Origin of the sequence: Martinezella lusitana (assembly GCF_016901135.1) — a bacterium.
GTDB classification, from domain to species: domain Bacteria; phylum Pseudomonadota; class Alphaproteobacteria; order Rhizobiales; family Rhizobiaceae; genus Rhizobium; species Rhizobium lusitanum_D.
In genome coordinates this window covers 360295-376062 of the sequence record NZ_JAFEVL010000045.1, presented here as the reverse complement: position 1 = coordinate 376062, position 15768 = coordinate 360295, and the positions used below count along the sequence as shown (strand labels likewise).

Genomic DNA, 15768 nt, shown 5'->3' with positions numbered 1-15768 from the left:
GGCAGGCACTTCGGCACAGGCCAAGTCAATACGACATTGCCGATCATTGTCTAATCTGTCAAATAGTCAGCTTCGTGCAACAAATGAGCGAAGATCTTCTCAAATGCCTCGACGCCCCCTTCAGAAATTACAGGCCTCCCTTGTCGCCCGACGCTTCTATATCGAGCAGCAAACCAAATCTCAGATCGCCGACGAGCTTGGCATATCAAGATTCAAGGTTGCACGGTTGCTGGACACCGCGCTGGCCGATGGGATTGTCCGGATCGAGATCAACGACCAGGGCGACATCAACACCGAGCTGGCCGAAAAGCTGCGTCGGAAGTTCGGCCTCAAGACCGCTTTGGTTCTGGATGGTCCGGACGTGCCGACGAGCGCACTCTTCGAGCCTCTGGGCTTGTTGGCTGCCGACTTCCTGGAGGAGTCCCTGCTGGATGGGCAGTTGCTTGGCATCTCGTGGGGCCGCACTCTTGCGTCGACGGCCAAGGCGTTAACCCAGCTGCCAAAAGTAGATGTGGTTCAGGCGGGAGGGAGTCCCGCGGGACTCGACCTGTCGCAGAACCCGACAGAGTTGGTCCATCGGTTCGCGCGTGCCAGCGGAGGTGTTGCATACCCTCTGTTCGGTCCCATGTGGGTTGACGACGCCGATCTTATTACGCGGCTCCGAAATGAAACGTCGATTGCCAGTGCCATGTCTCGCTACGACAAAATCGACGTTCTCGCGGTCGGGATCGGCTCCTGGCGACCGCAGGAGTCGTGCCTGTGTTCTGGGTTTCCTGATGACTGGCGACGCGATGCTCTCAAGAAGAACGTCTGTGCCGATCTCTGCGCCACCTTGATCGACGAGAATGGCGCGAGCGTACCGAGCCCGCTCGATGAAACAGGCCTGTGCCTGAGCACTGCCCAGCTTCGGCGAATTCCCGAACGCATCGGCATCGGCGGCGGCCTGGAAAAGGCCGACGCCATCAAAGCGGTTCTCAAGGGGAATTGGATAACCACGCTTGTGACTGACGCCGGCGTCGCAAGGAGGCTGACCGCGTAAAACATCATACCGCTCAAATGAGCGGATATATACTCACTTGACGATTTCTGAGACCTGTCTTATGACTCCGTTCATCAGGGAGGCTCTTATGCAGTCAGAACATGAGTGGGTCGGTCGCGCTAAGCAGGTTATCCGTGCGGATGCGGCGGCTATTCTTGGAACGCTTGATGGGGTCGACGAGACCTTCCTCGCGGTCGCCAGGAAGCTTATTGAATGCAAGGGCAAGATCCTGGTGACAGGCAGCGGCACATCGGGTTCCATCGCCAGCCGTGCTGCTCATCTTCTTTCCGTAGGCGGAACTCCGGCCTTTTATCTGCCGCCGTCCGATGGTCTTCATGGCGGCCTTGGCGTCCTGCGGCCTGAGGATCTCGTTCTCGCTCTGTCGAAAGGCGGCAGCTCCGAGGAGCTGGTCGAGTTCTGCAAACGCGCCAAAACTCTTTGCGCAGGGCTGATCTCCATCACCGCTGATCCGAAGTCCGCATTGGCAGCGATGTCCGATCATGTGATCCAACTCACTCTGCCTCCCGACAGCGATCTTGGGGAGGTGGTGGCAACGGGCAGTTCGCTGGCAACTGCGGCGATGACGGACGCTCTTGTCGAGGTTTGCCGGTTTGCTCGCGGATACGGCTGGGACAGGCTTCTCTTCACGCATCCGTCGGGCGCCGTAGGGCGCGACGCCGAAGAAAGCCTTCGCCGTCTTCAGAGCGCAGAGGGCTAACAGATGCCACGGGATCTCGTCGCCGGCATCGATTCCTCCACACAGTCCTGCACGGTCGTGCTCAGAAGGTTGGAAGACGGTGCAGCGATCGCGGAAGCACGCAAGCCTCATCCACCGACGACACCTCCTCGAAGCGAGCAGGCCCCGGAAGCCTGGTGGCAGGCTCTTCTCTCGGCCCTCGGTGAATTGAGCAGGTTTCTACCTCGTGTCGCGGCCGTTTCGGTCGGCGGCCAAGGTCATGGCCTCGTGATGATCGGGCCGGACGGGCTTCCCCTTCGCGACGCCAAGCTATGGAACGACACCGAAGCGGCATCCGACGCTGTCCGCCTTCGCAACAGGCTTTCGCCGAAGAGTTGGGCGGCGCGAACAGGATCCATACCTGCTCCTGCCCTGACCATCAGCAAGCTGGCATGGACCGAGCGGGTCTTTCCCGGTCTTGTCGCCAAGGCGCGTCACATCATGCTTCCGTCCGACTACCTGTTGTTTCGCCTGAGTGGCCGAACCGCGACAGAACGCGGCGTTTCCTCCGGAACGGGATACTTCGACCCCTTCCGGAACGAATGGGACTACGCCTTGGCGGAACTTGCTGCTCCAGGTGTCGACTGGGAGCGAGTGCTCCCCGACATCATTGGATCCAGCGACGCTTCGGGTTCTGTCCAGCGGATCAAGGGACTCGAGGCTCTGCAGGGAGCGGTTGTCGGCGCCGGCTCTGGCGACAACATGACCGCGGCTTTGGGAATGGGTATCCGCCAAGGTGACGTCGTCATCTCGTTCGGCACCAGCGGGACGATCTACGGACGGACGCCTATCGGCATCAAGGACGAAACAGGCGCGATCAACGGCTATGCGGACGCGACGGACGCCTTTCTGCCGATGGTCACCACGCTCAACTCGGCAAAGGTGACCGACGCGTTCCGTCGAATTTTGCGGGCATCCACGGAAGAGTTCGACACGCTGGCGCTCGCGACCGAGCCGGGTGCGCGCGGTGTTGTGCTGGTTCCCTATCTGGACGGGGAACGGACGCCCGATCTTCCGAATGCCACCGGCGTCCTCGCCGGGATTCGCAGCGACGTCGAACCGGGGCAGATCGCGAGAGCGGCCATCGAAGGCGTCATCTGCGGGCTGCTGGAGGGTGGCGACCTTCTCGCTTCCCAAGGCCTTGAGACGGGTGGCCGCCTTATTGTCACCGGCGGCGCCTCGCGCTCGAGGGCCTATCGACAAATCCTGGCCGACCTCACGGGAAAACCCGTTTGGACTTGCGACCTGCCCGAAGCGGCCGCAGCCGGCGCGGCGGTCCAGGCTGCCGCCGCAGCATCCGGACGCAGCACCTCGCTGGTCGCTGAAGAATGGGAGCCACGGTACGAAATCGTGGCGGAGCCGCGCGAACGAGACGTCGCACGGATGGAAGAAGTGCGGGGCGCCTATCGGGCCGCCCAGCCCCTCGCAAAGTGGAGAGAGGACGATGACAGACATGACACAACTCCAACCGCATGATGGCCGGGGAATAAAGGTTCCCGCGGAAGCGGGGATCGCATTTGTCCTGCTGGTCGTGATGATCGCGGGAGCGTTGGCATCGCCGAACTTCCTGACGCTATCGAACATGTTCGTCCTGCTGCTGAACGGCGCTGTCATCGGCTTCCTTTGCCTCGGGCAGTCCTTTGTCCTCTTCACGGGTGGCATCGACCTCTCTTGTGGCTCGATCGTAGCGATGACCTGTGTTATCGCCGCGGTATTCATGGAAACGGTAGGTTTGCCATGGCCCGTCGCCGCACTCCTGGTTCTTGCGGTCGGAGCGCTTGCCGGCGCAGTCAACGGACTGATCATCGACCGGACTGGCGTTCCCCCTTTCATCGTTACCTTCGCCATGATGGGCGTCGCTGCCTCGATCCCGCAGATCATAACCGGCGCGGAATCCATCCGCGTGATGGATTTCGGCTACCGCTTTATCGGACAAGCCAAGGTTTTTGGGATCCCGTTCCCGGTCATCGCCCTGGCGATTGCCATCATCGCGGCCGCTATGTTCATCAAACGGACGGTGACCGGGACCCATATCTTCGCGGTCGGCGGCAACGCTGAAGCCGCGAGGCTCGCCGGCGTCAACACGTCCCGCATTACCGTTCTGGTCTACGCGATTTCCGGCTTCTGCGGCGCATGCGGCGGTCTGATCTACGGATCGCGGCTGATGACCGGCTATCCGACGGCCGGACGCGGCGACGAGCTTTTCTTCTCGATCGCGGGCGCAGTCGTTGGCGGCGTCAGCCTTTTCGGCGGTATCGGCTCGATCTACGGCGCGATGATCGGCGCTACGCTGATCGCGACCATCTCCAACCTTATGAACGTGCTGAATGTCAGCGCCTACTGGCAGCCCCTCGTCATCGGCGTGATCATCCTCGTCGGCGTGACGTTCGACACCCTGCGTTCCTCCAGCCGGCTTTCCCTTCCCTGGGTCGCTCTGCTGAAGAAAAAGTTTTCGGCCAGCGCCTGAGGCGTGAAGCGAGACGGCACCGGCCGAACCGGCAACTACCGAGATTCATCATCCAAAAGGAGGAGAAAGATGAAGAAGCTTTTGAAAAATTCCGCTTTGGCGGCACTGGGCATGTCGCTCGCAATGTCGGCCGCGATCGCGCATGCGCAGGACAAGAAGGTTCTGGGCGTGGCCCTTCCGAACCTCACCAACCCCTACTACGTCGCCATGAAGAAGAGCTTCGAGGAAAATGGCGTAAAGCAGGGCTTCGAGGTGCGTGTGCTCATCGCTGACAACGACGACGCAAAGCAGCTTTCGCAGGTTCAGACGCTGGTCCAGCAGGGCGTGTCCGCAGTTGCGCTCAACTGCGTTTCCTCCGGCCCTTGCGTCGCTTCGGTATCCGAGCTGAACCAGGCCAAGATCCCGGTGTTCACGATCAACCTTCTGCCCGACCCGGAAGGACTGAAGGCTGAGAGCCTGAAGGTTGAGCAGGCCGTCCAGACGGACCAGAAGGCCGGTGGCGTCTACATCGGCAAGCAACTGCTCAAGGACATCGGCGCCGACGGCAAGGCCGTGGTCGGTATCGTCGGCGAACCGACGTCGGTGGCGGCGAATGCTCGCGACGACGGTTTCAAGGAGGGGCTCGCTTCGAACCCGAACGTGAAGTTCGTCGCTTTGGTCAACGGCAAGGTCGAGGAGACGACGTCGTTGAAGGTCACGACCGAGATGCTTCAGGGCCACCCCGACATCACCGTCGTCTATTCCGATACGGAGCCGTCTGCGCTTGGGGCCTTGGCAGCGATCCAGCAGCTTGGCCGTGACGACGTGAAGCTTTACGCCTTCGTCGACAAGCTCGGCGTCAAGAATATCGAAGACAATTCGATCCTGAAGGCCGGCGCGATCCAGGAGCCAGCAAAGCTTGCGCAGATCCAGGTCGAGAACATCAAGAAGTTCTTCGATGGGCAGAAGCTGGATCCGGTGATCGATAGCCCGCCGCTTCTCGTCAACAAGGACAATGCCGGCGGGACCGTCGACAAGGCGTATTGATCCTCTCCACGGCGCGCGGCCAGATGCCGCGCGCCCTCTTTCCACCGAAGCTTGAGGGTATCCGAAATGTCGAGCTACAGTGCCAAAGGCGTCACCAAGTCGTTTGCCGGTGTCGGCGTGTTGCACGGGATCGATTTTGAAGTGAAGCCCGGCACGATCCACGGCCTCTTCGGCCACAATGGTGCAGGCAAGTCCACGCTTCTGAAGATCCTTGCCGGCGCACAGCCTCAGGACGATGGCGTGCTGACGGTCGACGACGAAGTCGTCGAGCTCGCTTCGCCCAGGGAAGCGCTCGCGAAAGGGATTGGATGCGTCTACCAGGAGCTGCGCCTCATCTCCAACTTGACCGTAGCCGAAAACCTTTTCCTTGGACGCGAGGTCACGCTCCATGGCGTGAAGCGCACCGCCGAGATGAACGCCTATAGCAAGACACTGCTTTCGAGCTACGGCCTGAACATTGACGTCACGCGCACTGTCAAAGGCCTTTCCCACCCTGAAAAGCAGCTTATCGAGGTGATCGCAAACCTTGAGGGCAAGGCCCGCTTCCTGTTCCTCGACGAGCCGACCACCGCCCTGGACGGAAACCAGTCGGCCGACCTGCTGAACCATGTGCGCCGTATAGCGCTCGATCGAAATATCGGCATCGTTTTGGTATCCCACAAGCTGGACGAGGTCCTGACTGTTTGCGACGAAGCCACGGTCCTGTCAGGCGGACGCGTCGTCTACCATGCCGCTGGCGGCGACGTCAGCAAGCAGGCTATCGTCGATGCCATCGTCGGCGATGCCCACGGAAAGCATGCGACGACGCAGCGGGACGCGCGGCCTGCTGGCGATGTGTTTCTGCGCGTTCGGGGTCTGGCAGGCAAAAGACTGAAAGGCGCGGACGTCGAGGCAAGACGAGGCGAGGTCCTCGGCCTCTACGGCCTTGTAGGTTCGGGACGTACCCGTTTTCTCAGAACCCTCTATGGAATGGAGACCGTGACGGCGGGAACCATCGAGATCGCCGGCAAGCCCTATCATCCGACGAACCCCAAGCAAGCGATCGGAAGTGGGATCGCCTTCCTGACCGAAGAGCGCAAGATCGATGGATTCATCCCGCTGATGTCATCGTTTCAGAACGTGGTCCTCTCGACCTTAACAAGATACCGCAGGAACGGATTCGTCGATCTTGCCGGAGCACGCGCCTCCGCGCGCCGCACGCTGGCGTCAATCGGCACCCGCGGCCGGCTGGACGCTCCGGTCAAGTCTCTGTCGGGCGGCAATCAACAGAAGGTTCTGCTCGGCCGCATTATCGAACAGAACGCCGACCTTGTCCTCCTCGACGAGCCCACGAAGGGCGTCGACATCGGTGCAAAGTCCGATATTTACGACATCATCCGGCGCCTGGCCGACGAGGGCCGCTGCATCGTCGTTGTCTCCTCCGAAGAGGAAGAGCTTGTCGAGATCTGCGACCGCATTGCGATCTTCCAGCACGGCTATTGCAGTTCCGTTCCCAGGCAAGTAGGCGAGTGGTCGCTGGCAAAGCTGCGCGAAGCGGCATGGGCGCCAGCCGCATGACCGCTCTTTCCGCTTCAGTTTACGCAGCCGACCCGTTTCGTCTGGCTGAGGAAATCGACGCGGTTTCTGCAAGCGTCGAATCCTTGCATCTTGACGTCATGGACGGCGTCTTTGCGCCGGAATACGGACTGAGCGCGCGTCTCATCCGCGATTTGAGCAGACGGACGTCGATGCCGCTCGATGTGCATCTAATGGTCGCCCGGCCGAAGAACTCGGTGATACGCTTCTCCGAAATAGGCGTGCGATCCATCGCGATCCATCTCGAAGCCGATCAGGATTTCAGGGAACTCACCGCGATCGGCCGGAGTAATGGAGTGAAGGTCTATGCGGCGCTCAGGCACACGACGCCCGTCGCAGCCCTTGACGCCGAGCTCGATCACGTCGACGGCTGCTTGCTTCTTACGGCGCCGGCCGGTGGAGGTGCTTTCGACCAACACGCATTCGATCGTCTCGCGCAACGCCCGAACGGGCTCTACACGGTAGTTGATGGTCGAATCGAGCCCGAACACTTCAAGCGCCTGAATCGCTTCCAGGTGGATATGGCTGTCGTGGGGGCCGCCCTATTCATAGAAGGCCAGGCAAAGGCCAAAGCGGAAGAGTACTCAAAGATGCTCGGTCGCAAATTTTCAGCGTGAGAGTGAAGTGGCTATCGCTGGATACAGTTATGCTGCAAGAGCAGCGAATTGCTGAAACGCAGATTGACCGCTTCCTGCGGTCTGTCTTTTGTGGATACGGCAGGAGTACTCATACCCAATCGAATAGCGCTTCAACCGTTAGCCGGAAACAACGTGAGATGTCGCTCATGCGGGCTGTTTGGGCCGCCAGCGCAACAAGTAAGCTTCCAGGACGTAGGCGAGACGATTAAGGGTAAAGCCGACGAGGCCAAGCACGAGGACGCCGACCATGACAAGCGCCATATCGAACCTCTCTCGTCCGGCTATGACCAGCCCGCCGACGCCTGGACCGACCGCAAGGAAGTATTCCGCCCCAACAGTCGCCAGCCAGGCGTAGATCAAGCCAAGATGCACTCCCGTTGCGATCGACGGCATGGCCGCCGGGATGTAGATCCGCAGCGCCTTCTGTCGTGCATTGAACTTGAGTGCCCTTGCGACCTCCAAAAGATCTGCCGGCGCCTGGCGCATGCCGTCATAGGTATTGAGGACAATAGGAATGAAGGCGGCGAGGGCGACGAAGACGATCTTCGCCTGTTCACCAAAGCCGAACCAGACCGAGATCAACGGTATCCAGGCAAGAAGAGATATCTGCTTCAGCCCATTGAAGGTCGGCATCAGCAGCCGATCGGCAACGCGTGACAAGGCAAGAACGCTCGCGAAGCCGACGCCGAGCACGCAGCCGATTAGAAATCCGGCGATATTGCGCATCAGGCTGAAGCCCAGCTCACCGATGAGATCGTTGTCGATCAGTTCGCGCTTGGCGGTGGCGGCAACATCTTCCAAAGACGGCAGGAAACGCGCATCGACAAGGCCGGTCCGGCTTGAGACTTCCCAGGCGATGAAGAGAAGGATCGGCAATGTGATGCCACGGCGGAATCGGACGAAACGGCTAGCACTGGCCATCGTCAGATCTCCTGTCGCTTCCAGCGCTGAATCGACAACTCGATGCGATCCAGCCCCTTGTCCATGACGAAACCGACAAGCCCGATGGCAATCATCGCGACGATGACCGTGTCGAGCCAGAACATCTGCCGCCCCCAGACCAGCAGGTATCCAAGCCCTTCCGAAGAAGCGAGCAACTCGACCCCGACCAGCGCCGTCCATGAATGCGTCAGCCCGTAGCGGATACCGGTGAATATCGAGGGGATGGCGCCGGGTAGCACGATCAGCCGCAACGTCTGCCAGCGGCTGAAGCGCAATGCCCTGCCGACCTCGACATATTTCGGCGAGACGCCGCGAATTCCCGTCAGCGTATTCAGCGTCATCGGCACGATGGCGCCTTTGGCGATGATGATGATCTTCAGCGTCTCCTCGATGCCGACAAACAGCATCAAAAGCGGGATCCATCCGAGTGTCGGGATCTGTGCAAAGGCGAGGAAAAGCGGTTTTGCATAGTCCTCCACTCTTTCGGAAAGTCCCATGGCGATGCCGAGAAGCAGCCCCAAGCCTGCGCCGATCGTAAAGCCGATGACGACGCGCGCCAGGCTCACCCCGGTATGATAAGGGAGCTCACCGCTCAGGATCATGTCGCGGCCGGTCTGATAGACATAGGCCGGCGCCGGCAGGATCTGTTCCGGTAGCCAGCCTCTGGAGGAGGAGACCCACCAGAGGCCAAGCAAGCCAAGCGGGAAGATCAGGCCTGTCGTGAGCACGGCGAGCCGCCGCAGTCTTGCGGAAGGCAACCGCGGTCCGGCACGGCTGGCAGTCTCAATCATGGCGCTCATGCATGTCTCCTCGCCAGGGCTATAGCCACAGCTCAGGAAGCAACCGGCTTGCCGTCCGCGCCATAGGGCTGCCAGAACTTCTTCAGGCCAAGCCTTTCAAGCGCGTTGTCGAGGTATTTCGGCTCGAACCAGCCATTGAGATCGACGTCGCGGCGTATGAGACCATACTCCTTGCTCTTGACGGCCTGCTCCTTGTACTGCGAGACGAGCAGGTCATCGATCAGCGGCGAATTGCGGTAGGCGAGCGTATCGTTGCGGAAATACTCTTCCAGGATCGGAACCGGCGTGCCGGACTTGTGCCAAAGCTCGAAGAGCTGAGCGCGGTTCGGCTCTTCGGAAGACCACTGCGCTGCCTTGACGAAGGCATCGACAACACGCTGCGTGATCTCGGGATGGGCTTCGATGAAAGCCTCGCGGCCGATGATGCCGGCGTTGCGGCCGAAGCGCGGGTCGTCGCCCTTGGTCGTATAGATGATGTCGGCGCTATCCTTGGCCGCCAGATTGATGAGCTGCGTGTCGCCGAACGCGGCGTCGATGTCCTTGCTCGTCAGCGCGGCAATGGTTCCGGCGCTGTCGAGGTTGACGACCTGGACATCCCGCTCCGTCAGTCCATGCGCCTGCAGAATCTTGATTGCGGCAAGGTGGCCATTGGTTCCGCGCTGCAGCGCAATCTTGCGGCCCTTCAGATCCTCGATCGTCTTGATGCCGGATCCCTTGGCAACGGCGAGATAAAGCGGCTTGCGCGCACCGCTTGCCAGCAGAAACCTCGTCTTCAGGCCGGTCGCCCGTCCGATCAGCGCTGGCAGATCGCCCTGGTAGGCAAAATCGAGCTGGTCATTGGCAAAACCTTCGTTCACGGCCGGGCCGGCGCCCTTGAAGAAGGTCCATTCGATCTTGACGTTCGGATCGCCGGCAAATTCCTTTTCCAGAAACTCACCGGCGCGCGCCGTCGCCGCCGAGGTCCCCTCGGAATAGGGGCGGTTGTCGACGCCGATGGCAGCATAGCCGACGTGAATGACCAGCGGGTCCTCGGCGCGAGCGGAGACCGAAAGCATGGTGAGAGCGATGACGGCTCCGGCAACCAGGCGCGTAATAGATAGAAGTTTCATTCTAATTCTCCGTTTTATTTATTCTGCCGCAGCGATGGCGGGCCGTGCCTCGACCGTCCGACCGCCTGCAACGGGCGTCACGCGAGCACCTGAGGGTATTGAGCTTGTTGCGTTGAGGCTTTCGAGAACACGGTTGCGCATGTCGACCAGTCTCTGTGATGTTCGCGCACGCGGGCGCGGCAATTCCACGGGGATGATGTCGCGGATGCGACCGGGTTGCGGCGACATCACGACGACACGATCGCCAAGGTAGACAGCCTCCTCGACATCATGCGTCACCAGAACCATCGTGATGCGCTCCTTGGCCCAGATATCCTGAAGCTCATCCTGCAGCCTTGTCTTGGTAATGGCGTCGAGCGCCCCAAACGGTTCATCGAGAAACAGCGCATTCGGGCGATTGACCAAGCCTCTGGCGATGCCGGCGCGCTGCGCCATGCCGCCGGAAAGTTGGTGTGGATAGGCGTTGGCAAAGCCCGACAGCCCGACAAGCTCAAGGTGGGATTCGACCAGCCTCTTCTTTTCTGCCTTTGGCAACCCGGAGTTTTCTAGCCCGAGTGCGATGTTGCGCGCTACCGTCAACCAAGGGAAAAGCCGCGGCTCCTGATAGACGATGCCTCGCTCCAGGCTCGGCTCAGTGACCGGCCGTCCGGCATGGCCGACGAAACCGGAGGTGGGGGTGTCCAGACCGGCGCCGAGGCGCAGCAGCGTCGACTTTCCACAGCCGCTCGCACCGACAATGGTGACGAATTCGCCCTCGGCGATGTCAAGGCTGACATCATCGAGAGCGGTCAATGTCTCGCCGTTGACCTTGAACCGGCGTGTGACGTGGCTGATCTGGAGGTGCAGGGAATTGCCCATCGCCCAGCTACTCCGCGGCGACCGCATGCCGCGCGGGATGCTGCGGCACTTTCAGGCCCAGATTTTCGCGCAAGGTCTTGCCCTCATATTCGCTGCGGAAGAGGCCGCGTCGACGCAGCTCCGGCAGCACGTGCTCAACGAAGTCATAGAGGCCCGTAGGCAGTTGCGGCGGCATGACATTGAATCCGTCCGCAGCACCCGTCCTGAACCACTCCTCCATCTGATCGGCGATCTGTGTCGGGGTTCCCACGATCTGCCAATGTCCACGCGCGCCGGCAATGCGAAGGTAGAGCTGCCGGATGGTCAGATTTTCGCGTCGCGCAAGGTCAAACAGCAACTTTTGACGGCTCTTGCTGCCATTGGTTTCCGGCAAGTCGGGAACAGGGCCGTCGACGGGGTATTGAGACAGGTCGACACCGCCCGACATGCCGTTCAGCAGGGAAAGACCGACGGCCGGATGGATCAAATCCTGGATCTGTGCAAATTTTTCCTCCGCCTCCGCCTGCGTCCTGCCGACGACGGGGAAGATGCCAGGCATGATCTTGAGATCATCGCGGTCTCGGCCGTATTTCCCAAGTCTATCTTTGAGATCGCTATAGAAGGCCCTGGCATCCTCAATGGTCTGATGGGCGGTGAAGACAACCTCGGCCGTGCGGGCCGCAAGCTCCCGGCCCGGCTCGGACGAACCCGCCTGCACCAGGACCGGATGTCCCTGCGGCGTGCGCGCGACGTTCAACGGACCGCGGACCTTGAAATGCTTACCCTTGTGATTGAGGATATGCTGCTTGTGCGGATCAAAGTAGATGCCGCTCTGCTTGTTGCGGGGAAACGCGTCTTCTTCCCAGGTGTCCCAGAGGCCACGCACCACATTGGCGAACTCCTCCGCCCGCTCGTAGCGCTCGGCATGGGCATAGTGCTCGTCCCTGCCGAAATTATGCGCCTCATGATCGCTCGAGGACGTCACCAGGTTCCAGCCGGCGCGACCGCCGCTGATGTGGTCAAGGGACGCGAACTTGCGCGCAATATGATACGGCTCATTGAAGGAGGTCGAGGCGGTGGCAACGAAACCGATGTTTTTCGTGACCGCGGCCAGGGCGGACAGCAGCGTGATCGGCTCGAACTGCGCCACATACCGAATAGCCGTCCGATGCAAGGCCTCCGTGTCCGCTCCGCGCGTTCCAACGCCGTCCGCCATGAAGATCAGATCGAACTTGGCAGCTTCGGCAATTTGAGCAAGCTCGACATAATGGGCAAAATTCGAGCCGGCATCGGCCTGAGCCAAAGGATGCCGCCAGGCGGCGATGTGGTGGCCCGTCGGATAAAGGAATGCTCCAAGCTTCAGCTGGCGTTTTTTACCCGTCATCGTCTTCTCCCCCATGGCAGCGGGAAGAAGGCTAATCATTAAATCTGATAATCTATAGAAATTATATTCTATTTACAGTCATCACTTCGGATTTGTCGTCGCACGCAGCGTCGATCGGGCGGAGAACGTTTCGCAGCTATTCGCCATGAAACTAGGACATCGGCATCGACATCCGTCCGCAGCCCCGCCTGGGAAAGAATTTCTTCCCACAGGATCAAATAGATATTGCTGGACTTGCGGCGGCAGCCGCCGAACCCTCCACGCGGTAAGCGACGAAGCGCCGCTCACATCCAGATGCGTGGAGCAGACATGTCTTTCAATTCCGACAGTTCCGATCCCTTGGTCGCCAAAGCCATCGAACTCAGGCAGGCATTCCATCAAGACGCGGTTCAGCGCGACAAGCTTGGCGGCAGGCCGACCGAGCAGATCCGCTTGCTGAAACAGAGCGGATTGCCGTCTGCGCAGATTCCCGCCCAATATGGCGGACAAGGTGCCTCCTGGCTCTCCATCCTGCGTGTCGTAAGGGAGTTCGCCCGCACGGACGGTTCGCTCGCCCATCTCTTCGGCTATCATCATCTCCCGCTAAACCTCGTTCTTTTCCGTGGCTCGAATGCCCAGAAGGACCGCCTGCTGCGTGCCTCGGCTGCCGGAAATCTGGTCTGGGGCAATTCCGGCAACGCCATGTCGAAGACCTCGTCGGGGCGGCGGATCGACAATGGATGGCTTGTCAACGGCAAGCGCCCGTTCTCGTCAGGCTCCCACATTGCCGACTACATTCAGATCTCGTTTGAAAACGCCGAGGGCGATCGGCTGACGGCTGCCGTTCCCGCCGACCGTGACGGGATTGTCATCGAAGACGATTGGGACGGGATCGGCCAGCGCCAGACCGGCAGTGGAACAGTCAGTTTTCAGGATCTCGAGATCGAGGATGATGAGCTCATCAGCTCGCCTGCCATCCCGCTGACACCTTACACCTCGCTAACGTCATTGCTGCAGCAGAGCGTGCTGCTCAACGTCTTCGTCGGCAGTGCGCAGGGCGCGCTGGAAGAAGGCCGGGCCTACACGACGACATCATCGCGTCCATGGATCTATTCCGGTGTCGAAAAGCACACCGACGATCCCTGGATCAAGCGACAATATGGCGATCTCTATATCCGCACGCTGGCTGCCGCCGAGCTCGCCGACAAGGCCGCCCGCAGCCTCGACGAGGCATTCAATCAGGGACCTGGCCTGACGCATGAGGACCGAGGCTCAGCAGCCATCGATATAGCCACTGCCAACATCTATGCCGGCGAGATCGGCCTTGCCGTCTCCAGCGAGATCTTCGAGGTCATGGGCGCGCGATCCGCCACGACAGCCAATGGTTTCGATCGCTTCTGGCGCAATGTCCGCACCCACACACTCCACAATCCCGCCGAATACAAGAAGCGTACGATCGGCACCTGGCTGCTGACCGGCGAACTTCCGACGCCGGCAATGTACCGCTGAAAGGATTTCCCATGGCGAGACGCAAGGACCAGATCAAGCTCGGCGCCTTCCTGCTCTTTACCGGCCATCACGTCGCAGCCTGGCGTCATCCCGACGCGTCCGTCGGCACGGAATTCGAGAATTATCTCGAACTTGCCAAGCTTGCCGAAGCGGCCAAGTTCGATACCATCTTCTTTGCCGACGGGGTCGCGGCGCGGTTGAAGGATGTCAACGCGGCAAGCCGAAAGGCGCATAATGGCGTCTATCCGTTTGAGCCGATCACGTTGCTATCTGCGCTTGCCAGCGTCACCCGCAACATCGGCCTGATCGCCACCGCCTCGACAAGTTTTTCCGATCCCTTCAACCTTGCCCGCCAGTTCGGCTCGCTCGACCGGCTGAGCGGTGGCCGCGCGGGCTGGAACCTAGTGACGTCCTCCGACCCAGAAGCCGCCTTCAACTTCGGTCACGAAACGCAGGTCCTGCATGCCGACCGCTATGACCGAGCAGAAGAATTCGCAGACGTCGTGCTCGGCCTCTGGGATAGCTGGGAGGACGATGCCTTCCCCCGCGATCGTGAGAGCGGGCGCTACTTCGATCCGGAAAAACTGCACCGACTGGACCACAGGGGGCGTCACTTCAAAGTTCGCGGGCCGCTGAACATTCCGCCCTCGCCGCAAGGTCGCCCGGTGGTCGTGCAGGCAGGTGCCTCCGAGCCGGGCAAGGAGCTTGCTGCGCGCACGGCGGAAGCCATCTTTGCCGCGCAGATCACCCTCGACGAGGCCAGGGCCTACTATGCCGACGTCAAGGGGCGGCTCGGCAAGTATGGCCGCTCTCACGACGACCTGAAGATCCTGCCGGGTATCTTCCCCGTGGTCGGGCGCAGTGAGGCGGAAGCGCAGGAAAAGTTCGAAGCGTTGCAGAGTTTGATCCAGCCCGAAGTTGGCCTCAACCTCCTGTCGCAATTGACAGGCGTCGATCTCAGTTCCTATCCGCTTGATGGTCCCGTGCCGCCCGAGCCTCCGGCAACCAATGCCGGCAAGAGCCGCCAGGAACTGGTGCTCGACCTTGCCCGCCGTGAAAATCTGACTATTCGCCAGCTCTATCTGCGTATCGCCGGCGCGCGCGGTCACTGGCAGGTTGTGGGAACACCCACCCAGATCGCGGACGTCATGGAAGAGCGGTTCGAGAACTACGGCGCCGACGGCTTCAACATCATGGCGCCGATCATGCCGGGCGGGCTCGCCGACTTCATAACGCTCGTCGTGCCGGAGTTGCGCCGTCGTGGCCTCTTCCGCACCGAATATGAGGGCACGACGCTGCGCGAAAATCTCGGTCTTAAACGCCCCGTCAATCGATTTTCCGCAGGCAATGCGGCTGCAGCAGAATAGGAGAAGATCCATGGCACGCGACAAATTGTTTCTGATTTCGCCCGGCTTTGCCGACCCGAAGCATCCAGGCGTCAGCTTCGTTTGCCACTATTGCAACGCCATCGAGGGTCTGCTTGCCGCATTCCCGAACCTAGCTTCTAAGATCGATGTCGAGCGGGTCGCCTTTCCCCGGCCGCGACAGAAAGTGATCGATGTCGTCGGCGAGGAAAACCAGTCGCTGCCGCTTTTCATTCTGGCAGAGAATCCTCCTGCCGATGCAAGCGACCGCAGCGGGACGCGGTTCGTCAATTCGACCGATCGCATTCTTGAGCTGCTGACCGAACGGCACGGATTTCCGCGCCTCCACAAATGAACGGGGAG

The 15768-nt window shown here is 60.6% G+C and carries 15 protein-coding genes; 10 read left to right on the top strand and 5 right to left on the bottom strand.

Translation table 11 applies throughout. The features are described from left to right. Positions 1–103: 103 nt before the first annotated feature. The 7 genes from JTP94_RS17590 (at position 104) to JTP94_RS17560 (ending at position 7460) form a co-directional block, all read left to right on the top strand. Complete coding sequence (locus JTP94_RS17590) at positions 104–1039, top strand: sugar-binding transcriptional regulator (protein WP_204851763.1); 936 nt, start codon at positions 104–106, stop codon at positions 1037–1039. A gap of 88 nt (positions 1040–1127) precedes the next feature. Continuing rightward, positions 1128–1757: an SIS domain-containing protein gene (locus tag JTP94_RS17585; RefSeq protein WP_204851762.1), complete on the top strand. Its 630-nt coding sequence runs from the start codon at positions 1128–1130 to the stop codon at positions 1755–1757. A gap of 3 nt (positions 1758–1760) precedes the next feature. Then, positions 1761–3251, top strand: coding sequence for a xylulokinase (locus tag JTP94_RS17580; protein WP_204851761.1), 1491 nt, complete (start codon positions 1761–1763; stop codon positions 3249–3251). Further along, positions 3220–4242 carry an ABC transporter permease gene (locus JTP94_RS17575; protein WP_204851760.1) on the top strand — a complete coding sequence of 341 codons (1023 nt, stop codon included), beginning with the start codon at positions 3220–3222 and terminating at the stop codon, positions 4240–4242. The genes JTP94_RS17580 and JTP94_RS17575 overlap by 32 nt, the downstream gene beginning before the upstream one ends. Positions 4243–4311: 69 nt before the next feature. Beyond that, entirely contained in the window at positions 4312–5268 is a 957-nt protein-coding gene (locus JTP94_RS17570) for a substrate-binding domain-containing protein (RefSeq protein WP_204851759.1), read from the top strand. 66 nt (positions 5269–5334) lie between these two features. Then, a complete protein-coding gene (locus JTP94_RS17565) occupies positions 5335–6825 on the top strand; it encodes a sugar ABC transporter ATP-binding protein (protein ID WP_204851758.1) in 1491 nt (496 codons plus the stop codon). Beyond that, a complete protein-coding gene (locus JTP94_RS17560; RefSeq protein ID WP_204851757.1) occupies positions 6807–7460 on the top strand; it encodes a hypothetical protein in 654 nt (217 codons plus the stop codon). The genes JTP94_RS17565 and JTP94_RS17560 overlap by 19 nt, the downstream gene beginning before the upstream one ends. A 165-nt stretch (positions 7461–7625) precedes the next feature. On the opposite strand, the gene JTP94_RS17555 is transcribed toward JTP94_RS17560, so the two are convergent. The 5 genes from JTP94_RS17555 to JTP94_RS17535 are packed head-to-tail and all read right to left on the bottom strand — an operon-like array spanning position 7626 to position 12553. Further along, entirely contained in the window at positions 7626–8402 is a 777-nt protein-coding gene (locus JTP94_RS17555; RefSeq protein WP_204851756.1) for an ABC transporter permease, read from the bottom strand. A 2-nt stretch (positions 8403–8404) separates the two neighbouring features. Then, positions 8405–9223, bottom strand: a complete 819-nt coding sequence (locus JTP94_RS17550) for an ABC transporter permease (RefSeq protein WP_204851755.1) — start codon at positions 9221–9223, stop codon at positions 8405–8407. A 32-nt stretch (positions 9224–9255) separates the two neighbouring features. Next, complete coding sequence (locus tag JTP94_RS17545; protein WP_204851754.1) at positions 9256–10332, bottom strand: ABC transporter substrate-binding protein; 1077 nt, start codon at positions 10330–10332, stop codon at positions 9256–9258. A gap of 18 nt (positions 10333–10350) precedes the next feature. Next, positions 10351–11190 (bottom strand): ABC transporter ATP-binding protein, encoded by an 840-nt coding sequence (locus tag JTP94_RS17540; protein WP_204851753.1) that lies wholly within the window; start codon positions 11188–11190, stop codon positions 10351–10353. A 7-nt stretch (positions 11191–11197) separates the two neighbouring features. Continuing rightward, positions 11198–12553, bottom strand: coding sequence for an LLM class flavin-dependent oxidoreductase (locus tag JTP94_RS17535; protein ID WP_204851752.1), 1356 nt, complete (start codon positions 12551–12553; stop codon positions 11198–11200). A 309-nt stretch (positions 12554–12862) separates the two neighbouring features. Between JTP94_RS17535 and JTP94_RS17530 the strand changes: the two genes are divergently transcribed. From JTP94_RS17530 to JTP94_RS17520, 3 genes are read left to right on the top strand one after another with little or no spacing between them, the layout of a single operon-like run. Further along, positions 12863–14041, top strand: coding sequence for an acyl-CoA dehydrogenase family protein (locus tag JTP94_RS17530; RefSeq protein ID WP_204851751.1), 1179 nt, complete (start codon positions 12863–12865; stop codon positions 14039–14041). Positions 14042–14052: 11 nt separating this feature from the next. Beyond that, on the top strand, positions 14053–15408 hold the full coding sequence (locus JTP94_RS17525) for an LLM class flavin-dependent oxidoreductase (protein ID WP_204851750.1): 1356 nt from the start codon (positions 14053–14055) through the stop codon (positions 15406–15408). A gap of 10 nt (positions 15409–15418) precedes the next feature. Beyond that, positions 15419–15760, top strand: a complete 342-nt coding sequence (locus JTP94_RS17520) for a DUF3088 domain-containing protein (protein ID WP_204851749.1) — start codon at positions 15419–15421, stop codon at positions 15758–15760. The last annotated feature ends 8 nt before the right edge of the window (positions 15761–15768 follow it).